21 protein-coding genes and 2 tRNA genes are annotated in these 23,676 nt (G+C 66.4%); 10 read left to right on the top strand and 13 right to left on the bottom strand.

Going from position 1 to position 23,676, the window contains the following annotated elements; translation table 11 throughout:
• Positions 1-9: 9 nt before the first annotated feature.
• Together AC5RUF_RS01655 and AC5RUF_RS01650 are read right to left on the bottom strand one after the other, a co-directional pair.
• On the bottom strand, positions 10-654 hold the full coding sequence (locus tag AC5RUF_RS01655; RefSeq protein WP_494129492.1) for a DUF4232 domain-containing protein: 645 nt from the start codon (positions 652-654) through the stop codon (positions 10-12).
• A gap of 110 nt (positions 655-764) precedes the next feature.
• On the bottom strand, positions 765-1,337 hold the full coding sequence (locus AC5RUF_RS01650) for a TetR/AcrR family transcriptional regulator (protein ID WP_493998863.1): 573 nt from the start codon (positions 1,335-1,337) through the stop codon (positions 765-767).
• A 47-nt stretch (positions 1,338-1,384) separates the two neighbouring features.
• Between AC5RUF_RS01650 and AC5RUF_RS01645 the strand changes: the two genes are divergently transcribed.
• Positions 1,385-2,446 carry an NAD(P)-dependent alcohol dehydrogenase gene (locus AC5RUF_RS01645; protein WP_494129491.1) on the top strand — a complete coding sequence of 354 codons (1,062 nt, stop codon included), beginning with the start codon at positions 1,385-1,387 and terminating at the stop codon, positions 2,444-2,446.
• 68 nt (positions 2,447-2,514) lie between these two features.
• On the opposite strand, the gene AC5RUF_RS01640 is transcribed toward AC5RUF_RS01645, so the two are convergent.
• The 3 genes from AC5RUF_RS01640 to AC5RUF_RS01630 all read right to left on the bottom strand — a co-directional run bounded on the left by AC5RUF_RS01640 (position 2,515) and on the right by AC5RUF_RS01630 (position 4,506).
• Positions 2,515-3,246, bottom strand: coding sequence for a YcnI family copper-binding membrane protein (locus tag AC5RUF_RS01640; protein WP_494129490.1), 732 nt, complete (start codon positions 3,244-3,246; stop codon positions 2,515-2,517).
• Positions 3,247-3,315: 69 nt separating this feature from the next.
• A complete protein-coding gene (locus AC5RUF_RS01635; protein ID WP_494129489.1) occupies positions 3,316-3,948 on the bottom strand; it encodes a hypothetical protein in 633 nt (210 codons plus the stop codon).
• A gap of 102 nt (positions 3,949-4,050) precedes the next feature.
• Positions 4,051-4,506: a 23S rRNA (pseudouridine(1915)-N(3))-methyltransferase RlmH gene (locus AC5RUF_RS01630; RefSeq protein ID WP_494129488.1), complete on the bottom strand. Its 456-nt coding sequence runs from the start codon at positions 4,504-4,506 to the stop codon at positions 4,051-4,053.
• 154 nt (positions 4,507-4,660) lie between these two features.
• Here AC5RUF_RS01630 and AC5RUF_RS01625 point away from each other — a divergent pair, with 154 nt between their 5' ends.
• Positions 4,661-5,527 (top strand): patatin-like phospholipase family protein, encoded by an 867-nt coding sequence (locus AC5RUF_RS01625; protein WP_494129487.1) that lies wholly within the window; start codon positions 4,661-4,663, stop codon positions 5,525-5,527.
• A 53-nt stretch (positions 5,528-5,580) separates the two neighbouring features.
• Here AC5RUF_RS01625 and AC5RUF_RS01620 read toward each other — a convergent pair whose 3' ends face one another.
• Positions 5,581-5,889, bottom strand: coding sequence for a hypothetical protein (locus tag AC5RUF_RS01620; protein WP_494129486.1), 309 nt, complete (start codon positions 5,887-5,889; stop codon positions 5,581-5,583).
• Positions 5,890-6,102: 213 nt separating this feature from the next.
• On the opposite strand from AC5RUF_RS01620, the gene AC5RUF_RS01615 reads away from it, so the two are divergent.
• Positions 6,103-6,984 carry a manganese catalase gene (locus AC5RUF_RS01615; protein WP_494129485.1) on the top strand — a complete coding sequence of 294 codons (882 nt, stop codon included), beginning with the start codon at positions 6,103-6,105 and terminating at the stop codon, positions 6,982-6,984.
• A gap of 1,248 nt (positions 6,985-8,232) precedes the next feature.
• Here the strand turns inward: AC5RUF_RS01615 and AC5RUF_RS01610 are convergent.
• The 3 genes from AC5RUF_RS01610 to tadA all read right to left on the bottom strand — a co-directional run bounded on the left by AC5RUF_RS01610 (position 8,233) and on the right by tadA (position 9,428).
• Positions 8,233-8,322: transfer RNA gene (locus AC5RUF_RS01610), tRNA-Ser, on the bottom strand.
• A gap of 74 nt (positions 8,323-8,396) precedes the next feature.
• Positions 8,397-8,882, bottom strand: a complete 486-nt coding sequence (locus AC5RUF_RS01605; protein WP_494129484.1) for a pyridoxamine 5'-phosphate oxidase family protein — start codon at positions 8,880-8,882, stop codon at positions 8,397-8,399.
• A gap of 75 nt (positions 8,883-8,957) precedes the next feature.
• A complete protein-coding gene (gene tadA, locus AC5RUF_RS01600) occupies positions 8,958-9,428 on the bottom strand; it encodes a tRNA adenosine(34) deaminase TadA (RefSeq protein ID WP_494129483.1) in 471 nt (156 codons plus the stop codon).
• 75 nt (positions 9,429-9,503) lie between these two features.
• On the opposite strand from tadA, the gene upp reads away from it, so the two are divergent.
• The 3 genes from upp to AC5RUF_RS01585 all read left to right on the top strand — a co-directional run bounded on the left by upp (position 9,504) and on the right by AC5RUF_RS01585 (position 12,145).
• Positions 9,504-10,136, top strand: coding sequence for a uracil phosphoribosyltransferase (upp, locus tag AC5RUF_RS01595; protein WP_493998669.1), 633 nt, complete (start codon positions 9,504-9,506; stop codon positions 10,134-10,136).
• A gap of 547 nt (positions 10,137-10,683) precedes the next feature.
• A complete protein-coding gene (locus AC5RUF_RS01590; RefSeq protein ID WP_494129482.1) occupies positions 10,684-11,550 on the top strand; it encodes a winged helix-turn-helix domain-containing protein in 867 nt (288 codons plus the stop codon).
• 70 nt (positions 11,551-11,620) lie between these two features.
• The gene (locus AC5RUF_RS01585) at positions 11,621-12,145 is read left to right on the top strand and encodes a SixA phosphatase family protein (protein WP_493998671.1); all 525 of its coding nucleotides are present in this window, start codon (positions 11,621-11,623) and stop codon (positions 12,143-12,145) included.
• Between the two features lie 21 nt (positions 12,146-12,166).
• On the opposite strand, the gene AC5RUF_RS01580 is transcribed toward AC5RUF_RS01585, so the two are convergent.
• The 4 genes from AC5RUF_RS01580 to AC5RUF_RS01565 form a co-directional block, all read right to left on the bottom strand.
• Complete coding sequence (locus tag AC5RUF_RS01580) at positions 12,167-14,221, bottom strand: YhgE/Pip domain-containing protein (protein WP_494129481.1); 2,055 nt, start codon at positions 14,219-14,221, stop codon at positions 12,167-12,169.
• Positions 14,218-14,925, bottom strand: coding sequence for an ABC transporter ATP-binding protein (locus tag AC5RUF_RS01575; protein WP_494129480.1), 708 nt, complete (start codon positions 14,923-14,925; stop codon positions 14,218-14,220). The genes AC5RUF_RS01580 and AC5RUF_RS01575 overlap by 4 nt, the downstream gene beginning before the upstream one ends.
• A gap of 160 nt (positions 14,926-15,085) precedes the next feature.
• Positions 15,086-16,543 (bottom strand): dihydrolipoyl dehydrogenase family protein, encoded by a 1,458-nt coding sequence (locus AC5RUF_RS01570; protein WP_494129479.1) that lies wholly within the window; start codon positions 16,541-16,543, stop codon positions 15,086-15,088.
• Positions 16,544-16,644: 101 nt separating this feature from the next.
• Positions 16,645-16,720 (bottom strand) — tRNA-Arg (locus AC5RUF_RS01565).
• A gap of 302 nt (positions 16,721-17,022) precedes the next feature.
• Between AC5RUF_RS01565 and AC5RUF_RS01560 the strand changes: the two genes are divergently transcribed.
• From AC5RUF_RS01560 to AC5RUF_RS01545, 4 genes are all read left to right on the top strand, one after another.
• Complete coding sequence (locus AC5RUF_RS01560) at positions 17,023-18,909, top strand: phosphoenolpyruvate carboxykinase (GTP) (protein ID WP_494129478.1); 1,887 nt, start codon at positions 17,023-17,025, stop codon at positions 18,907-18,909.
• A gap of 160 nt (positions 18,910-19,069) precedes the next feature.
• Entirely contained in the window at positions 19,070-20,224 is a 1,155-nt protein-coding gene (locus AC5RUF_RS01555; RefSeq protein ID WP_494129477.1) for an acyl-CoA dehydrogenase family protein, read from the top strand.
• A 29-nt stretch (positions 20,225-20,253) separates the two neighbouring features.
• Positions 20,254-21,465, top strand: a complete 1,212-nt coding sequence (locus tag AC5RUF_RS01550; protein WP_494129476.1) for an acetyl-CoA C-acetyltransferase — start codon at positions 20,254-20,256, stop codon at positions 21,463-21,465.
• Between the two features lie 21 nt (positions 21,466-21,486).
• Complete coding sequence (locus AC5RUF_RS01545; RefSeq protein ID WP_494129475.1) at positions 21,487-23,658, top strand: 3-hydroxyacyl-CoA dehydrogenase NAD-binding domain-containing protein; 2,172 nt, start codon at positions 21,487-21,489, stop codon at positions 23,656-23,658.
• The last annotated feature ends 18 nt before the right edge of the window (positions 23,659-23,676 follow it).

The raw sequence follows: 23,676 nt of genomic DNA, 5'->3' as shown, positions 1-23,676 counted from the left end.
GGCCGAATATCAGCGGGCCTGGACCATTCCCACGTGCAGCAGCTCAATGTCGCCGTTCAGGCAGCCGGTGGAGGGGTAGGCAACGGTCAGGGATGTGGTGTCCTCAGGCGGGTAGACCAGCAGGGACGCGGTCGGCTGCACCTGGCACTCGCCGTACTTCTGCGCCACGGTTTCCTGCAGTTCGGCGGTTGCCGACTGGCCCGGCGCCAGCGTCACGGGGACCGCAACACCGTCGATCCGCCCGGCCGCAGCCCCGACCTGCTGGCCCGCAGCATCCAGGTAGGAGACGCCGGGGTAGCCCGCCATGGTGCAGGCGCCCCCGCCGGACGTATTGGTCAGCACCAGGGCGCGGGACACCCCGCCGGCAGACGCACCGCCTGGAATGTCTTCCACCGTTCCGCTGAGCATGTCAGCGGTGCACAGTGCCGGTCCCGTCGCAGCCGCTCCGCCGGTGCCGGCAGTCGAGGTTGCCGGAGCAGGCGTGGCGCCAACGGTCGGCGTCGCGCTCGCAGAGGGTGAGGCCGACGGCGCCGCGTCGCCGCCGCCGTCGTCATCCCCGGATCCGCAGCCGGCCAGCGTGGAACCGGAAAGGGCCAGCAGGGCCAACAGGGTGAGGGTTTTACGAGTGCGGAAAGCGGAGCTTCGGGTGGTCATGCTCTCACCCTGTCCCGGCGTCGGGGGCGCGTCAATCCGCCCCGCTGGGCGGGGCGGAAAGACGCATAACCGTTACGGGCATGCGAGGCCGTCGGGCGGCCTGCTGACAATTACGGAACGCCCAGGCCGGATTCCACCGCGGCGGCCAGCGCTGCCCGGCGCCTCTGATGGATGTGGGTGGGATCCCCTCCGTCGGCGACAGCGGTGATTGACGCCTGGGCCCAAGTGGAGGCCATTGAAATCAGGAGCGACCAGACATCCTCCGCCTCGAGATCCGAACGGATCCTCCCCGTTTGTTGCTCTTGCTCGATGTCGCGCAGATGTGCCGCATCATTCTCCTGCAGTCCGGGGTATAGATAGCCCGCGGATTCACGTTCGAGGCGCTTCCAGGCAATCAGCCGGACGAGCGCAGGATCGGCGACATAGTCGTCATACAGGCGCACCGCATAGCCGGCAAGGTCGTGCGCAGTGAACGGAACCCGGTTGCTGTTGGCTAGCACGTGCGAGGTGAATACTGCCTCGAACAGTTGCTCCTTGGAGCCGAAATAGGCGTACAGCATGGGCTTGCTGGCCCCGGACGCGGCGGCAATCCGGTCTACCCGGGCTCCGGCGATGCCCCGGACCGCAAATTCCTCGGTGGCTGCATGGAGGATGCGGCGACGGGTTTCCTCGGCGTTTGGCATGGGAAGAGTATATCTTTACTACCAACTAGTAGGTAGTGTGTCTCGGTATGGAAACCATAGCCCTTCAGGCATCTACTCCCGGCGGTCCTCTGGAGACCGCAGTAATCCTGCGGCGTCCGTTGCGCGACGACGATGTAGATATCCGGATTACCTTCTGCGGTGTCTGCCATTCAGACCTTCACGCCCTGCACGCGGGTGCCGGGAGCACCTTTCCGCTGGTGCCGGGACACGAGTTCGTCGGGGAGGTAGCAGCGGTCGGTCCCGCCGTGACGCGGTTCGCGCCGGGGGACGCGGTGGCAGTAGGCAATATCGTTGACTCCTGCGGGGTCTGCAGGATGTGCCTGGCCGGGCAGGAGAACTTCTGCGAGGAATTTCCGACTTTGACGTACGGCGGGAAGGACCGCGTGGACGGGAGCCTGACCGCGGGCGGGTATGCCGGGCGGTACGTGGCCCGGGAAGACTTCGTTTATACCCTGCCCGACGGACTCAACCCAGCCGGTGCCGCGCCGCTGATGTGCGCCGGGGTGACCGTGTGGGAGCCGCTTCGGGCGGCCGGTGTTGGGCCGGGCACCAGGCTTGGTGTCGTCGGACTGGGCGGCCTCGGGCACCTCGCCGTGCGGCTGGGCCGGGCGCTCGGAGCCGAGGTCACGGTCTTTACCACCACCCCCGCCAAGGCTGCAGATGCCCGGGCCCTGGGCGCCGGGCAGGTAATAGTTTCGACCGATGCGCCGGCCATGCAGGAGAGCCGGGGCACTCTCGACGTTGTCCTGGATACGGTGGCTGTTGAGCATGACCTGGCTCCGTATCTGGGGGCACTGGACCTCGACGGCATCCTGTACTCCCTCGGCTATCTCGGCTCATTCACCCTGGCCACTACAGATCTCCTGATCGGGCGGAAGCGGCTGGCTTCCGCGGGGAGCGGGGGGCGCCGGCGCACACAGGAGCTATTGGACTTCTGTGCCCGGCACGGCATTGTTGCCGACGTCGAGACTCTCCCGTGGAAAGAGGCCGACCTCGGTATGGAGAGGCTGGCGCGGAACGATGTCCGCTACCGTTTCGTGCTGGACCTTCGCGGTATAGATGACGGCCTGGAGCGCCAAGCCGAATAACAGCGATGCCCGTCCCTGCTCAGAGCCGGGACGGGCATCGCTGTTAACAAACCCTGGAAAGGAATGCGCTAGCCCCTGCTGCGGCGCCGGGTCCGGATCAGCGCGGTGACACCGGCGGCCAGGCCGAGCACACCCGCACCCAGACCCGCGTAGCCGGCCACCTGTGCGGCCTCGATGTCGTCCTCCCGGTCGTCGTCAGCGTCCTGGCGGTCACGGTCCGCGGCTGTTCCGCTGTCGTCGCCGTGCTCGCCGTGCGCATCGTCGTCGTCCGCTTCGGTAATGGTCAGAACCGGGGCGGGGGAGTCCAGGTCATGGCCGGACTGCCCCTCGGCGGGGACCTCGGCCCAATCGGTTTCACCCTCGGCACAGGTCTGCAGGACGGGGAAAGCCAGCGTGCGGCCTTCCTCCTCCGGCAGCGTGACGCCAAGTGTGAAGGTGTCCCGGACGCCGTCGGCCAGCGGCTGCTGCGCGGTGTAGACAATGGCGCTGGTGCGGGAGCTGACCTGCGATCCGTTGGGCAGGGTCCGCGGTTCGGCCAGCTCTTCGGTCTCCTTCTTGATGTCCCATCCGGCGTGGGCGGTGGGGGTGGCGTCGGTCAGCTCGTCCGGCAGGGTGAAGGTCAGGGCGGTGGTGGGGGAGCCTTCGCAGCCGTGCGAAAGATCGAAGGTCAGCAGCGCGGTCTCGCCGGCGCCGGTGGTGTCCGGGGTGACGTGGACGTGGGCGGCGGCGGAGCCGAGGCCGAGCGTCATCAGGGCGGCGGTGCCGCCGGCAGCGAGCAGGGCAGAAGTGCGGGTACGCATGGGTAAGCCTTTCAATGGCGTGTGGGCGCCGGGAGCCGCAGGAAGCGGCAGGTGAAAAAGGAAAAGGGATTAGGCCAAGGCGTACGACGGCGGGCCGCGCAGCGGGCGCGCCGAGCAGAACGGGGCGCGAAGGGTCCCGGCATCGGGACCGGAAATGGCCGCGGGGCGGGATGCCGGGAAAGGCAGCGGCGCGGGGCTGCTGAACAGCGGCCGCAGCCAGGCGGCTGCGGCATGCAGGGCATCCTCGCCGCGCGCCAGCGCCAGGGTGGTGAGGACAACGGCGGCGAGGTGGGCCAGGAAAAGTGTGGGGCCGGCGTCGTGAAGGCCGGGCCCGGCGTGTTCGTGTCCGGAGAAATCGGGGGCGACGGCGGCTGGCGGGAGGCAGTCCGCGGCCGTCCCATGGCTGCCGTGCCCGGATGCGGCGGGCAGGCAGGGGACCGGGCCGGCGGGTGTCAGCAGGTCAAACGCCTGGTGCAGAACCAGTTGTGCGGCGCCAAGGACCAGGAACAGGCTGCCCGGGCGGAAGCGGCGTCCGGCCGTGACCGTAACCCCCGCCAGCGTCATGGCGCCCAGGGCCAGAAGAAGGACCGGTGCGGGAAGGGTTCCGCCGCCGGCGGTATGCGCGCCCACGGCCAGCGCCATGATCACCGCGGTGGCGACGCCGGCCCGGAGCAGGCGGAAAGGGTCGGTGCGCGTGGGCATAGGCTCCCTTTCCCGGTTCTGCTCCTGCCGGCGCGGCGCGGGGCCTGCCGGACTGCTGAAAAACTGCTCCCACTTTACCGTGCGGGGAATTCCGCCGATCCGCTATTCGTGGTGGTACGGGCGTCCTCCGGCGATCTCCTGGGCGCGGTAGACCTGCTCGGCGAGAATCAGCCGGACCAGCTGGTGCGGGAAGACCAATGGGGACAGGGACCAGACGAAGTCGGCGCGGTCATGCACGCTCTGGTCCACCCCGTAGGCGCCACCGATGATCAACGTCACGTTGCGGGAGGAATCCAGGGGTTTCTGCAGGGTCTTGGCCAAGGCGGGGGAGGTGATCGCCTTGCCGCGCTCATCCAGCAGGATCACATAGTCGCTGCCGACCTTGGACAGCAGCCGCTCGGATTCCTCCTTCCGGGCGGCATCGCCCTCGCGGGCGGAATGCGGAATGGGGACCCAGGTCAGGTCGAAGGGCTTCTTCAGCCGCTTCTCGTACCGGCGGATCCCGTCAACCACCCAGTCCTCGTGCTTGCGGCCCACCATCAGAACTCTCAATGCCATGGAACCATTCAAGCCCGGATCCGGCCGCCGGGGGTAACCGGCGGAACCGACCGCCGGTATGGCCCGGCGGCAAGTGATCGGGCTTACACTGCCCAACAAGGAAGCCGGACCTCACCGGCTTGTCTTCGACGGCGGAAGCCAAGGAGGAACAACCATGCGTTCAACGCGTGCTGTGGTGTTGGGTGGCGGCGGAGTGGCCGGTATTGCCTGGGAAATCGGACTGCTGGCCGAACTGCTGGACCTGGGGGTGGACCTGAACGAGGCGGATCTGGTGGTGGGCACCTCGGCCGGATCGGTGGTGGGCACCGCCCTGCGGTTCGGGCAGGTACCGGCTGCCGTGGCGTCGCAGGAATCCGCACCGGACGGCGCCGCCGCGGCGGATTACCAGGAGCCGGATTCTTTCGACGGCGAACGGTTTATGAACGTTATGGGTGCGGCCGGGCAGGGCGGCGGCGGGGAAAAAGCCGCCCGGGCGCGGCTTGGCCGGCTGGCGCTGAAGGCGGACACCCAGCTGACCGAGGAGGCCTGGGTGAACAGCATCCGCATGCTGGTGCCGTACCCGGCCTGGCCGGAAAAGGCCCTGGGTGTCACCGCCGTCGACGCCGAAGACGGCAGCTTCACGGTCTTTGACGCCAGCTCCGGCGTGGATCTGGGGCTGGCCGTCACCGCCAGCTGCACGGTACCCACCGTATGGCCGCCGGTGCACATTAACGGGCGGGTCTACATGGACGGCGGCATGCGCTCGGGGACCAACGCCGACGTCGCGGCCGGGCATGGGAAAGTCCTGGTGATTTCCTGCGGGCTTGAGGCGCCGCAGAGTCCGTTCGGCCCCACCCTTCCGCAGGCACTGAAGACCATCAATAAGGACGGCAGAGCATTCCTTATTGAGGCAGATGCACAGGCGCTGCAGGCTTTCGGCACCAACATGCTGCTTGATTCGACCCGCAAGCCCTCCCTTGCCGCCGGCCGGCGGCAGGCAAAGGAGATCGCTGACGACGTCCGGCGCTTCTGGGAGGACTAGCGGCTGACCGGCCCCCGACACACAGGCCCCCGGCACACGGGCCGGCGGGCCGCTTAGCGGTTGTCGCGGTCGACGTCGTCGGCCAGAGCGGAACCCGGCTCGATCACTACGCCGTCTTCACGCTGTTCCACGCCGGCACCCTGCGCGGCGGCAGCTTCTTCCGGGGCGGGAGCCTGCGGGGCCGTGGCGGTGCCGGCCGCTTCGGCTTCTTCACGTTCCTGGATGTGTTTGACCAGGAATTCGAGTTCGTCGCTGTATTGCTGGAGCCGGTCGGACCGGGTTTCGTTGGCCAGGGCCAGGACCAGCTCCGTCTGGCGGTTGCGGAGCTGGGAAAGTGTGGGCTGTGATCCGTTGTTGTCCATGCTTCATCCTACAAAGGACAGCGCGCCTTGCATTCCCGGCGCAGGGATCGGCGGACGGAGATGGCACCGATTGGCCCTCAAAACCGGGGTGCCGCAATATGCAAACTAAGTTTGCTTACTACCTCGTGTTTAGGTTACGTTGCTTTCACCGGCCCGCGGCGTCGGCACTCGTGGCGACCCATCAGATGCGGGCCAGATATGCGGAGGTGAATAGTGTTCTTTCACAAACAGGAACTTCAGTTCAAGGCAACACCGGACAAGCCGGATGCCGTCTACGCACGCAAACTCCAGGAAGTGCTCGGCGGACAGTACGGTGAAATCACCGTAGCCATGCAGTACGGGTTCCAGTCCTGGAATTCCCATCTGCCCGGCAAGTACCGGGATCTTCTTTACGGCATCGCCGCTGAGGAAATGGGCCACGTGGAAATGCTGGCCATCATGATTGCCCAACTGCTGGAAAAGGCACCCCTGGGAATTACGGACGACGCCGTCCAGTCCGATCCCACCATCGCCGCCGTCGTCGGTGGCATGGACGTCCAGCACGCCATTGTGGCCGGTGCCGGGGCCCGTCCCGTGGACAGCAACGGCAACCCGTGGACCGCCGGTTACGTAACTGCGTCCGGCAACCTGCTGGCCGACTTCACGTCCAACGCCAACGCCGAGATGCAGGGACGCCTCGCCGTCGCCCGTCTCTACCACATGACCGATGACAAGGGCGTGCGGGACCTGCTTTCCTTCCTGCTGGCGCGCGACACCATGCACCAGAACATGTGGACAGCTGCTGCGAAGGAACTGCAGGAAGAGGGCTACGAGCTCCTGCCGGTCCCGAGCAACTTCCCGATCAAGAAGGAAGAGCGCGAAGTGTCCTACCAGTACTTGAACTTCTCGGACGGCAAGCACGCCTCCGAGGGCTCCTGGGCTTCCGGCCCCACGCCGGACGGCAAGGGCGAGTTCAGCTACCACGAGGGCCCGACGACGACGGCCCCGATGCCGGACGTCACCCGTCCGGACGCCCGCTACTACGGCACCACCGACATCCCCAATGTGGTGGAGAAGGTCGCCGGCACGGTGCAGGACAAGCTGAACCGCGAGTAAGCGCTTGAGCTGCGAGTAACTGCCCGCAGCAGAAACGCCCGGATGCCGGGCGTGGAGTCCACGCCGGCATCCGGGCCTTTCTGCCTTTGTTGTCCGAATGGGGAGAGAGGGCCGATATCCGCGAACATCGTACAAATCCGTTGGCGAAGGTTCGGCGTATTTGAAACGTGCAACCCGCCGTGACAATTTTGACCGGCTGACAGATCGGCAACAAACACAATGAGCAATGGTGCGGGTCCCGGCAACGGACCGTCAGCGGTAGTGGAAAAACGGACGGGTTCCCTGAAAAGGGCTATCCTCGTCCGCGATATTTTCTATGCAGTTGCCCTGTTGGTTTGCATTGGACTCGCTGTCCATGTCTTCCAGAACGTTCCGCTGGACACGATGGTGACGGGCAACGGCAGGCACGGTCGTGACGGTAACCGGGCGCCTTACGCGATGTGCATGCCTCCGATCGTTGCCGTGATGATCTGGTGGGGGTTTAGGCGCCGCCCGCTTCGTCACGGAAAGAACGCCCTCGTCCGTCGGTATGTCTTATCTGCCGTGATTCCGGTGTTGCTTGTTATCGGCCAAGTACTTGCAACCCGGAGCCTCTTTGAAGCAGCCGGTCTGAGTTAATAGGCGCCCGGTCTTTGTGAGGTCTCCGCAAGCGCAGGAACCAGTTCCGATAAAGGAAAGGCCCCGTAGATCCGAGGATCTATGGGGCCTTTCCTTTATCTGGCGGTGTCGGTGGGATTTGAACCCACTGGATGCTAGGAACGCAATCCATGGTGTGTGGCAAAGGACCCAAAAATCAGCGATCTAACCGTCGTGTAGCCGCGCGGCGCAAGCACAGACACGACGGAAAAGCGGGCTGGTCGGTCACCGGCCCTCTTTTTCGCGTGTTTCTGGCAGGCGGCAGCGATGCCCGCCGAATCTGGAGTCGATCCTGGACGGAAGCCAGAAGCCAGAAGCCAGAAGTGAGAAGCCAGACCGTCCAGGACGGACAGCATCCGACGGAGGATGCAGCGACATCCTTGCGGCCTAACTCCGAGTTGCCCTGGACGAGGCACGCGTCTGGGCGACTCCCGGGGCTGTGACGAGGCTGGCCCAGATGGAGCTTCCGTAAGCTGAAGGACCTCGGCGCCGCGGGGCTACTGCACATCCATCGGTATCCCAGTGTGACGGCGTTTCTCGAGAGATGCACCAAAAATGCACCACGACGACCCCGAAAATGCAGAAAACCCCCGGTTTCCCGGGGGTTTTCAGTGGCGGTGACGGTGGGATTTGAACCCACGTTGGCTTTTACACCAAACAACATTTCGAGTGTTGCACCTTCGGCCGCTCGGACACGTCACCAACGCGTCAACCTTACCGGGTGGAAGGCCCAACCCCCAAAAGCAGCCCTACCGCCGCCGCCGAAACCGCAGGAACTAGAGGTCAACGACGTCGTTCTTGCCGACGTCGGGCGTTCCGCCGGTCACGGCCGCCTTGCCGATCTTGAACATGCTGGCGATCTTCGGCTCATCGGAGGCCCAGTATTCGGCTGTATGGGAGTCCACCTTCAGCAGGGCCACCGCCGGATCTTCGCGGCCGTGCTCAAACCAGGCCTCCACCGAGGTCTTCCAGAGCTCCTCGACCTTCTCTGGATCCTTGGTCACGCTGGCCGTACCGCTGATAGAGAGGAAACCCTTGGAATCCTGGATGGCCACATTCACATGCGGATTCGCGCGGACCTCATCGGCCTTGGGAGAGGGGTCGGGGGTGAAGAACCACAGGTTCCCGTCCTTGTCCGCCTCCTGCAGCTGCAGCGGCCGGCTGACCAGGTTCCCCTGCAGGTCCACGGTGGTCACCGTGGCGATCTTGGCCTTCTCGAGGATGCTGACAACAATGTCCCGTCCGTCCTGCTCTGATGCCATGGGGGAAACTCCTTTGCTCGTAGCGTTCCGGAGTTAGTAAGCCTACGTATAAACAGGGGCTGACGGAACGGGGGTTCAGGCGTTTCGCTTGGAGCCGAAGAAGTCCCGCAGCAGCCGCGCCGCCTCCTCCTCGCGCACCCCGGGGAAAACCTCCACCCAGTGGTTCAGGCGGCGTTCACGCAGGATATCGAACACGGACCCCGACGCACCCGCCTTCTCATCCCACGCCCCGAACACCACCTTCGGCACCCGGGCCAGGACTATCGCCCCGGCGCACATGGCACACGGCTCCAGCGTCACCACCAGCGTGCAGCCGGCCAGCCGCCATTCGCCGACGGCGGCCGCCGCCTCCCGGATGGCGAGCACCTCCGCGTGGGCGGTGGGGTCGCCGGTGGCCTCGCGCTCGTTGCGCCCGGTGCCCAGCACTTGTCCGTCCGGCCCCAGGACGACGGCGCCGATCGGCACGTCACCGGTGTCCAGTGCCTGCCGGGCCTGATCCAGGGCAAGGTCCATCCAGGCCTCGTGGGTGCGGGAAAGGGGCTGCATGCCTCCCATCGTCGCGCATCCGCGCGCCTGCGGGCGAACGCGGTGGGGGCGGGGTCGGAATGGTAGTTTTGAAGTATGCGCGTACTTGTAGTGGATCATCCCCTCGTTGCCCACAAACTCACCGTTCTCCGCGACAAGGACACCCCCTCACCGGTCTTTCGTCAGCTGACCGAGGAACTGGTCACCCTGCTGGCCTATGAAGCCACCCGGACCGTCCGTGTGGAGCCGGTTCCCATCGAGACCCCCGTGACCTCCGCGATCGGCACCGGCCTGGTCAAGCCCACGCCGCTGGTGGTTCCGATCCTGCGCGCGGGCCTGGGCATGCTTGAAGGCATGACCCGCCTGGTCCCCACCGCCGAGGTCGGTTTCCTGGGCATGGCCCGGAATGAGGAAACCCTCGAGGCCATCACCTATGCCGAGCGCCTCCCCGACGATCTGACCGGACGCCAGGTCTTCGTCCTGGATCCGATGCTGGCCACCGGCGGAACCCTGCGCGAAGCCATTAAGTTCATGTTCAAGCGCGGCGCGGCCGAGGTCATCTGCATCTGCCTGCTGGCCGCCCCCGAAGGCCTCTCGGTGCTCCAGGAAGAGCTCCAAGATGCCAACGTCACCGTGGTTCTGGCCTCCATCGACGAACGCCTCGATGACAAGGCCTACATTGTCCCCGGCCTGGGCGACGCCGGCGACCGCCTGTACGGCGTGGTCTAACCGAGGTTGACGGGCCTGCCGGCCCGCTTTGAAGCCGGCTCCGGCGGCGGCAGGATCTGTCCACTATGTGGACGCTCCGGTGATTTGCTTGACGGCATCCGCTCTGTAAGTGCGCTTATAGAGCGGATGCCTTTTCTGTATCCCGTGGCAGTATGTCGCCAACCCCTCTTGCCAGCAAAAGGAATCCGTTTGGGACTTATGCATAATTATGCATAGCTATTCATTGTGTCAATTTGTGAAGTGCGTCACAAATCGACGCAATCTGTCCATCATGTGAGACGCAGTGGGCATTATTACTTGCGCACTACCCTTTGTTACATGCAATAATCCGAAGTGTGAACACCAACACGACAGCACCAGTCGCAGTCTTCCCCGGTGGCCTACGCGCCACGCAGGAGACGTGCTGTTGTCGAATGCATGCCTTTGGAACCACCCCCATCCTCAGGTAAGACTCAGGCCCAAGTACGGGCATAACAGGCGCCATCTCGACCGGGCACACCCCCGCTATTCGAGCCGTGATGACGGCGATTTCACGATGAGGTCCCACATGTCAGTAGCATCCGGTTACGTCCACATTTCCCTGCGCAATGCGCAGAACCGCGCCGGATCAGGTTCCCAACGCCAGCCGTCCATGGGTGGTTTCTCCCGCTCCTACGGTCAGCCTTTTGGGAACCAGTCCTATGGTGTCCAGCCTTCCAATGGCACCGCAGCCCGTCCGCTGCGTGCCGTCTCCGGCCAGGATGCCTATCCCATGACCGCCCCCATGCAGGTGGTCACCCCCAATGGTGTTCCCGGCCCTCAGCCGGTCAGCAATGACACCAGTGCACGGGGATTCGTTATTTATGTAGGCCTCGATGAAGAAACAGCAGCGGCTCACGGCACCTCGCTGAGCAAGCTGGCACAGGAAATCCGGGCGCACGTCCAGACCCTGGTGCCCGGCGCGCAGAGCCACGCCGCCGTCGCACTGGCCCCGGCCGGAGCTACCGGCTCGGACATCGACGTCGTCCGCCAGGCCTTGGGCGATCCCACCGTTGCCCGCCGCCAGGCACCGCAGCAGGTGCCCGCACCGCAGGTGCCGGCGTCCGTCCGCCCCTCGGGCGTCCTGATCGACCTCTCGCGCCGCGAGGTGCACCTTGACGGTGACACGCTGAACCTGACGTTCAAGGAATTCGAACTCCTGAACTACCTGGTGGAAAACGGGAGCCGGACGGTCGGCCGCGAAGAGCTGCTGGCAGGGCTGTGGCGCAACGCCGAAGAGGTGCCCAACGAGCGCACCATCGACGTCCACATCCGCCGCCTGCGCTCCAAGCTGGGCCGCCTGGCCAACACCGTCCGCACTGTGCGCGGGCAGGGGTACCGCTTCTACGAGCACCCCGAGGTAGTTGTCTGGGCCGCACCCGAATACAGCATCTAGGCGCCGGGTACGGCCGCAGGGCCGCAGCCGCGGACGGAATGGGGGTTCCGTCCGCGGCTAAACTTGGCAAATGACCGGCCACCACCTCAAGAAACTCCAGCTGCTGCGCCATGCGAAGGCCGACTGGCCCCGCGACGTCGCAGACCATGAGCGTCCGCTCTCCGGGCGCGGGCACCGGGATGCGCCCTTGGCCGGTGTCTGGATGCGCGAGCACGACGCCGTCCCCGACTTTATTCTCTGCTCCTCCGCGCTGCGGGCCCGGCAGACCTGCACCTGGGTGTGCAAGGAGCTCGGCGACAAGGCACCCACGGCCAAGCTGGAGGACCGGCTCTACAACGCCACGCCCGAGCGGATCCTGAGCCTGATCAACCATGTGCCCGAGACCGTGACCAGCCTGCTGGTGATCGCCCACCTGCCCGGCGTCCAGGACCTGGCCATGCGCCTTGCCTCCACAACCTCGGATGAGGATGCCGTGATGGAGATGGCCACCCGGTACCCGACGGCGGGACTCACCGTGATGGAACACGCGCTGCCGTGGGCGGAACTGGACGGCCGGGACGCCCGGATCACCGACTTCGTGGTGCCGCGCGCCTAGCCGGGCCGTCTTTATTGATGCTCAGATGTCAATCTCCGGCTGCAGGGTCTTCAGTGTCCAGAGCCGGTGCCTGCGTGCCGCCAGCAGGGACAGGATCAGCCCGACGGCGGTATAGCCCAGCAGTGCGACAGCCACCCCGGCGGCCTGGGAGAGTTCCCCGCCGTACAGTAGCTGGCGCAGCCCGGTGACCATGTAGCCCATCGGCAGTACATCGTGCGCCACATGCAGCGGGGCGGGAATGGTCTGCCACGGGAAGGTGCCGCCGGAGGACACCAGCTGCAGCACCAGCAGGATCAGCACCACGAACTTGCCCACCGAGCCGAGCAGCGCCACGATGCCCTGGATCAGGGCCGAGAACGCCATGGCCGCCATCAGCAGCAGCGCCCAGGCCAGGACCGGATGGGCGGGATCCAGCCCCAGTCCGAACCGGACCGCGGCGTACAGGACGGTTGCCTGCACCAGCGACACCACCAGGAACGGCAGCCAGCCGCCCACGGCGATCTTCCAGGCCGGCGCGTTCGAGGCCAGTGCCCGGCGGCTGATGGGGCGCATGGCCTGGGCCAGCATAAAGATGCCCACCCACATGGCCAGGGTCAGGAAGTAAGGGGCCAGCCCGGCGCCGTATGTGCCGGCCTTGGCCTGGTCCACGGTGCTGACCGTCAGCGGATCGGCAATCACGGCGGAAGCGTTCGCGCGCTCCTCCTCGTTCGGGTTGGGGACATTCCCTGCGCCCTCATCCAGCTGCCGGGCCAGTTCCCCGGAACCGTCCTTCAATTGCGCCAGGCCGTCCTTGAGCGTTCCGGCACCTGCGGCGGCAGAATCCGCGCCGGCGGCAAGCTGCCGGGTGCCGTCCAGTGCCTGCTGCTCTCCGGCGGCAAGGTCCGAGGCGCCGGTGGCGAGCCGATCCGCACCGGCGGACAGATCGGCCGCGCCGGAGGAAAGGGATGACGAGCCGGTAGAGACGGCCGCTGCACCCTGTTGCGCCTGGCCGATGGCCCCGGGCAGGGCGGCGGACTTCTCGGCCAGCGTGTTGGCCCCCGCCACGAGGGTTGAAAGCTGGCTAAGGTCCCCGGACTGGCCTCCGGCCGTGGCCCGAATCGCATCCGCTTCGGCCTGTGTCATCCGGCCGGACGCGACGAGCTGGGTCAGCAGTGAGTCGATCTGGCTTTGCGCCTTCTGCAGACCGTCGGCGGCGGCGGCGACCCTGCTGACACCGTCTGCCAGCTGCTGCGTCTGCCCCGGCAACTGGGCAGTCTGCTCAGCCAACGTGTCCAGGCCGGCTGAGAGATTACCCGCGCCGGCTGACAGCTCACCGGCCCCCGAGGACAACTGGCCCGCCCCGGCTGAAAGCTCCTTCGCGCCCGAAGACACCTGGTTGGCACCGGTGACCAGCTGCTGCTGTCCGGACTCCAGCGAATGCGCCCCGGAGGACAATGTGTCCAAGCCGGTTTTCAACTCCGCGGCGCCCGAGTCCGCGGAGGCGGCACCGTCGGCCAGCTGCCCGGCGCCGTCGGCCGCCTTCTGCAGTTGGGTGTGCACCGTGCTGAACCCGGTGAGCAGCTTGCCGGCAGTTTCCTCGCCCACTTCTGCCGCGACACTGTCATGCACGGAGGAGGTGAGCTTGTCCACGATGCTGCTCAGCAGGTAGTTGTTGGCGTCGTTGGTGATGACGTGCAGACTCGCCTGGCGGGCGTTGCCAAGGTCGGACGTCGAGGCAAGGCTCGCGGAAAAGTCCGCGGGAATGGTCAGTGCGAATTCGTAGCTGCCATCCCGTACCCCGGTGTTGGCAGCGTCGGTGCTGTCCACGATTTCCCAGTCGAAGGTGCCGTCTTCCAGCAGGTTTTCCTGCACGGTGGCACCGACGTCGAGCCGGCCGTCCGCGGTGTCGGCCCCTTCGTCCTCCACCGCCAGGGCGGCCTTGACGCCGTCCAGGTTCCCGTAGGGATCCCAGTTGGCGTACAGATAAATGGCGCCGTACAGCAGCGGCACCAGGGACAGGGCGAGGATGGCCAGCTTCGGCAGGATCCCGCCGGTCATGCGTTTGAGCTCGCTGAGGGCAAGGCGGATGACGGTCATACGGACACCTCCCGGGAGACGGAAGCGGTGTCGTCGCTGTCCGGTCCCTGGCTATCGGCGGGACGGGTGTCAGCCGGGTGGGCGTTAGCGGTCCCCACCTTGGCAGTGGGCCCGGTCCAGTCGGGCGGGATCTGGGCGACGACGGCGAGGGCGGTGACCAGCCGGGCAGAAGACGACACGCTTTCCGCCACGATCGGCAGCCAGCTTTTGGGGTCGGCCAGGTGCCGGTCCGGTGAGTCGAAGACCAGCAGTTCAACGGCGAAATCCGCCAGCGCCAGGCGGACCAGCAGGTCCATCCGCGCCGCGGGCTCAAGTTCTTCGATCCACAGCGGTGCCAGGTCCTCGAGCCCCTCGGCGGCCAGCCATGCAGCGGCGTCAATGCGCGGCCTGCTGCGGCGCGGTATCAGGGCGAGGTCTTCCGCGACCAGGTCGCGTACGCGGAAGTGCCGTTCCGGTTCGTTGACGTCCGGGGAATCCACCAGCGCTGCATGCCGGCGCAGGGTTTCCAGCCGGTCGCTGCGGCCCCAGGCTACGGAGCCGGAGGTGGGACGCATCCGGCCGGAAAGGGTCAGGGCCAGCGCGGTGCGGGTGGACTGGTCATCGCCCTGGACGAGCAACAGGTCCCCGGTCTCCGCCTGCAGGGACGTATTCGGCAGGAGCGCACTGTGGCGCCCCTTGATGAACAGGTGGTCCGCACTGAGCATGGTTTCGCCTCTTAGTCCTGGGAAAAGCGGGATATCGCGCGCCTGGCACGCGGAGAGGCGCACCTGCCAACCTAAGGGAAACTGACTAGTCAGTGCAAATGAATCGGCGGAGTCGGGCAGGAGAGTTCCCCCACACTGTGCGGACCCTCCGTGCTGCCGGTCAGAGGCCGTACTTTTCCAGCAACCGGAGCCATACCTCGCTGATGGTGGGGTAGGCGGGGACGGCATGCCAGAGCCGTTCCAGCGGAACCTCACCGGTGATGGCGATGGTGGCGGCGTGCAGCAGTTCCGAGACGCCGGGGCCGGCAAAGGTCACGCCCACCAGCACTTTCCGGTCCTCATCCACCACCATCTGTGCCCAGCCCCGGTAGTCGTCCGCATAGAGGGAGGAACCTGCCACGGCAATCTCCAGTGAGGTTTCGGTGGCATTGATTCCGTCCGCCCGCGCCTGCTCCAGCGTCCGTCCCACCATGGCCAGCTCCGGATCGGTAAAGACCACCTGCGGCACGGCATAACTATCGGCAGTGGCGGTGTAGCGGCTCCAGTCTGCCGGGTTTGCAGTGTCGCCGCCGGAATGGCCGGGGGTATTGCCGGCACCGGCCACGGCCGCCCGCGCCGCGATGACGTCACCGGTGGCCCGTGCCTCGTACTTGCCCTGGTGCGTGAGCAGCACTTTCCCGGCGGCGTCGCCCACCGCGTACAGCCAGCCGCCGTCGACGCCGACAACCCGGCCGGTGGCGTCAATGTCCAATTTCCGGGGGTCGAGGCCCAGGTCTTCCAGCCCCAGTCCGGTCAGGTTGGGGTGCCGGCCGGTGGAGACCAGCAGTCTGTCCCCGGCCACCGCGTCGCCGCCCTCCAATTGGACTTCCACACCGCCGTCGTCGGACTTCCGCACGCCGGTGGGGGAGGTGTTGGTGCGCACGTCCACCCCGTCGGCTTTCAGGCCCTCTTCCGCCAGGGCGCGGGCGGGTTCCGGGAATGACTTGAGCAGGGGGCCGCGGGCCAGGACGGTGACCCGGGAGCCCAGGCGGGAGTACGCCTGCGCGAGTTCGACGCCGGAGACGCCGCCGCCGATAACGACCAACCGCTCCGGAATCTCACGGGCGGACGTGGCTTCCCGCGTGCCCCAATAGTCCACTGACTCCAGGCCCTCCAGCGGGGGAACGGATGGTGTGGAGCCGGTAGCCAGCACGACGGCGTGGCGGGCGCGGATGCGCACGGTGCCGCCGTCTGTGGCGGCCACTTCCACCTCGCGCTCCCCGACCAACCGTGCCCGGCCGCGGACCAGGTCAATGCCGGCGCCGGCCACCCATTCGGCCTGGCCTGCATCATCCCAGGAGGAGGTGAACGAATCGCGGCGGTCCAGGACGGCGGCAGTGTCCAAGGTGCCGGTGACGGCTTCGCGGGATCCGGCCACCGAACGTGCCTCCGCCAGGACCGTGCCCGGACGCAGCAGTGCCTTGGACGGCATACAGGCCCAATAAGAGCATTCACCGCCCACCAGGTCGGCTTCCACCAGTACGGCGCGAAGCCCGCCCCGGACTACGCGGTCCGCCGCGTTTTCACCGACAGCGCCGGCACCAATGACAACTACGTCGGTCTGAAGAGTCTCAGTCATGGACCGAGCCTTGCATTACTGCCCGGCGGGAGCAACCGGGGCCCGGACAGCAAACAAAAAACCCGGCCCGATCAGGTTATCCTGATCAGACCGGGTCTGAGTGGTGCGCGCGAAGGGATTCGAACCCCCAACCTTCTGATCCGTAGTCAGATGCTCTATCCGTTGAGCTACGCACGCATAAGAACTACTATATCAAACCGATTCTCACCGGTTTCTTTCAAGTTCTTCCGTGGCTGTTTGGCCGTAGATAACTATAGCGGGCTTTTCCGGACAACACCAATCGAGATCTATGTCGACTGTGTCACTAGACCGGTCTATGTGACCTTAGTCACATTCGGATAGGATGGAGGCCATAGTTCTCTTGGATTTCAGGGTTTGTTCACCAGTGCGGCGGTAAAGGTGCGATCTTTTCAGCCGGGCCGGTCTGCAGGGCGCAACTAGCATCAAAACACACCACTGACCCAACGAAGGGAAGAGTCATGGGCGATGACGCGCGTCAGCTAGTTCTCGATGAGAGCGGCGAGAACAATGCTGTTAGCCAGCCGCTGGACAGCACCAAGGGTGGGGCCGCGGCCCCAACCTCCCACCAGGCCCTCCTCGCGTGGGTGAACGAAGTTGCCGAGCTGACGCAGCCTGACCGCGTGTATTGGGTAACCGGTTCCGAAGAGGAAAACCGGTCACTCACCGATGAGCTCGTGGAAGCCGGCACGCTGGTCCGCCTCAACCCCGAGACCTTCCCCAATTCCTTCGCCGCGTTCTCGGATCCCAAGGATGTTGCCCGCGTGGAGGAGCAGACCTTTATCTGCTCGGAAAAGCGCGAGGATGCCGGCTTCACCAACAACTGGATGGACCCGGCGGAAATGCGGGCCAAGCTGAACGGCCTCTTCGCCGGCTCCATGCGCGGCCGCACCATGTACGTGGTTCCGTTTGTCATGGGCCATCTGGAAGCGGAGGACCCGAAGTTCGGCGTCGAAGTGACCGACAGTGCCTACGTGGTGGCCTCCATGCGCATCATGGCGCGCATCGGCACCGACGTGTTGCGCAAGATGGAAGAGCTGGACGCGTTCTTCGTGCCCGCCCTCCACTCCGTGGGCTTCCCGCTGACTGACGGTGCCGAGGATGTGCCCTGGCCCTGCAGCGACGAGAAGTGGATTGTGCACTTCCCCGAAGACCGCTCCATCTGGTCCTACGGTTCCGGCTACGGCGGCAACGCGCTGCTGGGCAAGAAGTGCTACGCCCTGCGCATTGCCTCCATCATGGCCCGCGACGAGGGCTGGCTGGCCGAGCACATGCTCATCCTCAAGCTGACCAGCCCGGCACAGAAGGACTACTACGTCTCGGCCGCTTTCCCCTCGGCCTGCGGCAAGACCAACCTGGCCCTGCTCGATCCCACGATCGAGGGCTGGAAGGTCGAGACCCTGGGTGATGACATCACCTGGATGCGGTTCGGCAAGGAGGGTGAACTGCGGGCGGTCAACCCGGAGGCGGGCCTGTTCGGCGTTGCCCCCGGGACCGGCTGGAGCACCAACCCCAACGCCATGCGCGCCATTGCCAAGGGCAACTCCATTTTCACCAACGTGGCGCTGACCGACGACGGCGGTGTCTGGTGGGAAGGCATGACGGATGAGGCCCCGGCGCACCTGACGGACTGGCTGGGCCAGGACTGGACGCCCGACGCCGGCCGTCCCGCCGCGCACCCGAACTCCCGTTTCTGCACGCCGATCGACCAGATCGACATGCTGGCCGATGAATACCATTCCCCGGACGGCGTTCCCGTCTCCGCCATCCTCTTCGGCGGCCGGCGCAAGACCACCGTCCCCCTGGTCACCGAAGCCCGGGACTGGGCGAGCGGTATCTTCATGGGCTCCACGCTCTCCTCCGAAACCACGGCGGCCGCCGCCGGCGCGGTGGGTGTGGTGCGGCGCGATCCCATGGCCATGCTTCCGTTCATGGGCTACGACGCCGGAGACTACCTGCGGCACTGGATCGAACTCAGCGGGCAGGCCAACCAGGAGAAGCTGCCCAAGATCTTCCTGGTGAACTGGTTCCGCCGCACGGCCGACGGCGGCTTCGCCTGGCCCGGCTTCGGGGACAACTCCCGGGTGCTCAAGTGGGTCATCGAACGCCTCGAAGGCAAGGCGGATGCCGTGGAAACCCCCATCGGCTTTGTGCCCACCGGGGATTCCATCGACCTGAGCGGCCTTGACATGACCCCCGAGGATGTGGAGCAGGCCGTCCGTGTGGATCCGCAGGAGTGGGCCACCGAGCTGGACGGCATCGACGAGTGGTACGAGCGCTTCGGCCCCACGTTGCCGGAGGAACTGAAGGACCGGCTGGCCGAGTTGAAGCAGCGCTTCGCCGCCTAGTCCTCCCGAGGGGAATGGTCCCTGCCGGTTACGGCAGGGACCATTCCCCGTTTAAGGCTGCCCGTGGCGGGAAAGGCACATTTTTTAATCCATTGTAAAAAACGTGCCTGCTTCCTACACTGATCCCACACGGCCGGATCAGCGAGGATCGGACAAGCCCATGACGTCACCCCAGCGCAGCATCTATGACAGCGACCATGAATCCTTCCGGGACCTGGTCCGGCACTTTGCGGAAAAGCATGGCCGCCCCAACGCGGAGCGCTGGGACGCGGAGGGAAAGGTGGACCGCTGGCTGTTCACCGAGGCCGCCGAGGCAGGCATCCTGGGCTTCGCCATCCCGGAGGAGTTCGGCGGAGCCGGCATGGCGGACTTCCGGTTCAACGCCGTCATGGGGGAGGAGCTGGCCAGGAACCCGGTCAGTTCAGGACTGGCCTGCATCGCCCTGCAGAACGACATTGTGTTCCCCTACTTCCTGGACCTCACCACGTCTGAGCAGAAGCAGCGCTGGCTGCCCGGCATCGCGGCCGGTGAGCTGGTGACGGCTGTGGCCATGACGGAACCGGGAACCGGCAGCGATTTGGCAGGGATCCGCACCTCCGCCGTCCGCGACGGCGACTCCTATGTCATCAACGGCTCCAAGACCTTCATCTCCAACGGGCAAAACTGCGATCTGGTGGTGGTGGCAGCCCGGACCTCCCCGGACAAACACCGGGGACTGAGCCTTTTTGTGGTGGAGGCGGACGCGGAAGGTTTTTCCCGCGGCCGGAACCTGGACAAGATCGGGCTGCACGCCCAGGACACCAGCGAGCTGCACTTCACCGATGTCCGGGTGCCGGTCGAAAACCTGCTCGGACCCGAAGGCGCCGGCTTTGCCGGCCTGATGGCCAACCTGCCCCAGGAGCGGCTGTCCATCGCAGCTGCGGCCGTGGCAGCCACGGAAGGGGTGCTCGAACGGACCGTGGAATACGTGAAGGAACGCACGGCATTCGGCCAGCCCGTCGGCTCTTTCCAGAACTCCCGGTTCACCATGGCCGAGATCGCCACCGCCGTGCAGGTCAGCCGCGTCTACATTGACGACTGCATCCGCCGGCACGTCGACGGCGACCTCAGCGCGGAAGAGGCAGCGGCTGCGAAATGGTGGTGCACCGAGCAGTACGTCACCGCCGTCAACCGCTGCCTGCAGCTTTTCGGCGGCTACGGCTACATGCGCGAGTACCGGATAGCCCAGGACTACGAAGACGCCCGGATCAGCACCATCTACGGCGGCACCACCGAAATCATGAAGGAAATCGTCGGCCGGAGCATGGGGCTGTAGCCCTGCGCCGCAGGAATTGGAGACCGGACATGCCTGAAGACGTGTATATCTACGACGCCATGCGTACCCCGCGCGGGAAAAACAAAAACGGGTCCCTGCACAGCGTGAAACCCGTTGACCTGGCTGCCGGGCTGCTGCGGGAAGTCCAGGTGCGCAACCCCGGGCTGGATCCGGAGGCAGTGGACGACGTCGTACTGGGCGTGGTCTCACCGGTGGGGGAACAGGGCGGCAACCTGCCCCGGGCGGCCGGACTGGCGGCCGGCCTGCCGGAGTCCGTCCCGGGGGTCCAGGTCAACCGGTTCTGTGCCTCCGGGCTGGAAGCGGTCAACCTGGCGGCGCAAAAGGTAGCCAGCGGATGGGAATCCCTGGTCCTGGCCGGCGGCGTGGAATCCATGTCCCGGGTGCAGCTGGGCTCCGACGGCGGTGCCTACGCGCAGGACCCGGCCACCGCCTACGACAACTATTTTGTTCCGCAGGGCATTTCGGCGGACCTGATCGCCACCATCGAGGGCTTCAGCCGGGAGGAGGTGGACGGTTTTGCCGCCCTGTCCCAGGACCGCGCCGCCAAGGCCTGGGCCAACGGATACTTTGCCCGGTCGGTTGTGCCGGTCCGGGACATGAACGGGGTGGTGCTGCTGGCCGCCGACGAGCACATGCGCCCGGAAACCACCGCGGATTCCCTCGCCGGGCTGCCGACCGCCTTTGAGGCAGTGGGGGAGCAGGGCGGGTTTGATGCGGTGGCCCTGCAGAAGTACCACTTCGTGGAACGCATCCGGCATGTCCACACCGCGGGAAATTCCTCGGGCATCGTGGACGGGGCGGCGCTGCTGGCCATCGGCAGCGCCGAGGCGGGCCGGGCCGCGGAGATGGTTCCGCGGGCACGCATCGTGGCCACCGCCGTCGTCGGCAGCGAGCCCACCATCATGCTGACCGGTCCCACCCCGGCCACCCGCAAGGTCCTCGCCAAGGCGGGGCTGGACACCGGCGACATTGACCTGTTTGAACTCAACGAAGCGTTTGCCGCCGTGGTGCTGAAGTGGATGCGGGACCTGGACATACCCCACGAAAAGGTGAACGTGAACGGCGGAGCAATTGCCATGGGCCATCCGCTGGGCGCCACCGGGGCCATGATCCTGGGTACCCTGCTGGACGAGCTGGAGCGGCGCGAGCTGCGGCGCGGACTGGCCACCCTCTGCGTTGGTGCCGGCATGGGCATCGCCACGATTATCGAGCGGATCTGACCGGCCATGAAGGAGGCACCCATGCAGGACGGCAGGAACACGGCCATCCACTGGCAACGCGGGGATGACGGGATCATCACGCTGACCATGGATGACCCGGACAGCAACGTCAACACCATGAATGACGCCTACGCGGACTCCATGGCTGCCGTGGCGGACCGGCTCGAAGCGGAACGGGAAAGCATCACCGGGGTCATCCTGGCTTCGGCCAAAAAGAGCTGGTTTGCCGGCGGTGACCTGAACCGGCTCAGCTCCGCCCAGGCCTCCCGGTCCGCCGAGCAGACCCGGCACATTAACGCGGTCAAGTCGGACCTGCGCCGGCTGGAGAAGCTGGGCCTGCCCGTGGTGGCCGCCATCAACGGTACGGCGCTGGGCGGCGGACTGGAAATCGCCCTGGCCGCCCACCACCGGGTCGCGGCGGACCTGCCCGGCACCCGGCTGGGCCTGCCGGAGGTCAGCCTCGGCCTGCTGCCCGGCGGCGGCGGCATCAGCCGCACCGTGCGGATGCTCGGCCTGCAGAAGGCCCTGACCGAGGTGATCCTGCCGGCCCGGCGCTTCACCCCGCAGCAGGCGCTCGCCGTCGGGCTCATCGACGAGGTGGTGGCCGCAGCGGAGGACCTGGAACCGGCGGCCCGCGCCTGGATTGCCGCCCACCCGGCCCCGGTGAAGCCCTGGGACACTCCGGGGTTCCGGCTGCCCGGCGGCGGGCCGTCGAACCCGTCCGTGGCCGCAATGCTGCCCGCGTTCCCGGCCACCCTGCGCAAACAGCTCAAAGGGGCGCCGATGCCCGCGCCGCGGGCCGCACTGGCCGCCGCCGTCGAGGGAGCCTGGGTGGACTTTGACACCGCCTGCGCCATCGAAACCCGGTACCTGGTGAACCTGACCAACGGGCAGGTGGCCAAGAACATGATCTCCGCCTTCTTCTTCGACCTGCAGTCAGTGTCCGGCGGAGCCAGCCGGCCGGAGGGCTTCCCCCGGTTTAAGGCCGCCAAAGTGGGGGTGCTCGGCGCCGGCATGATGGGGGCCGCCATTGCCTACGTTGCCGCCAAGGCCGGCATCGACGTCGTCCTGCGGGACGTCAGCCTGGCCGCGGCCGAGAGGGGCAAGGCCTACGCGGTGCGGCTGGAGGAAAAAGCGCTGTCCGCCGGGCGGACCACCCCGGAAGCCTCCGCGGTGTTGCTGGAGAGGATCCAACCCTGCACGGAAGCGGCGGACTTCGCCGGCGTGGACATGGTAATTGAAGCGGTGTTTGAAAGCCCCGAGGTCAAGATGCAGGTGTTCCGCGAGATCGAAGACGTGGTGGCACCACATGCGGTGCTGGGCTCGAACACCTCGACGCTGCCGATCACCCTGCTCTCCGAGGGGGTCAAACGGCGCAGCGACTTCATCGGCATCCACTTCTTCTCACCGGTGGACAAGATGCCGCTGGTGGAAATAGTGCGCGGTGAACACACCTCGGACGAGGTCCTGGCCAAGGTGTTCGACTTTGTCCTGCAGATCCGCAAGACCCCGATTGTGGTCAATGACGGCCGCGGCTTCTTCACCTCCCGCGTCATCGGCACCTTCATCGCCGAAGCCGTGGCCGCAGTGGGGGAGGGGGTGGAACCCGCCAGCGTGGAGCAGGCGGCGCTGCAGGCCGGCTATCCGGCCGGTGCGCTGGCGCTGCTGGATGAACTGACGCTGACGCTGACCCAGAAGATCCGCCGGGAGACCCGCGCCGCGGCGGAAGCTGACGGCCGGCCCTGGCCTGGACACCCCTCCGAGCAGGTCATCGACCGGATGGTGGACGGACTGGACCGGCGCGGGCGTTCCACCGGTGCCGGGTTCTACGACTACGACGACGAGGGCCGGCGGGTGGGACTGTGGCCCGGGCTGCGCACCGAGTTTGCGTCCGGCAGTGCACAGGTTCCGCTGATCGACCTGCAGGAACGCATGCTGTTCGCGGAAGCCCTGGAGACCGTGCGGTGTTTTGATGCCGGTGTGCTGGCCAGCGCCGCGGATGCCAACATCGGCTCGCTGTACGGCATCGGCTTCCCGGCGTGGACCGGCGGGGTGGTCCGGTACATGCACCAGTACGACGGCGGGCTGCCCGGTTTCGTCGCCCGGGCGCAGGAGCTTGCGGCCCGGTACGGTGAGCAGTTCCAGCCGCCTGCCTCCCTGCTGGCACAGGCCGAAGCCGTGCCGGTGGGGTGACCCTTCCGCCCTTCCGCC

It is taken from the genome of Arthrobacter sp. Y3224198, assembly GCF_059090025.1.
The sequence above is the reverse complement of the archived record's forward strand: the minus strand, read 5'-3'. Positions and strand labels throughout refer to the sequence as shown.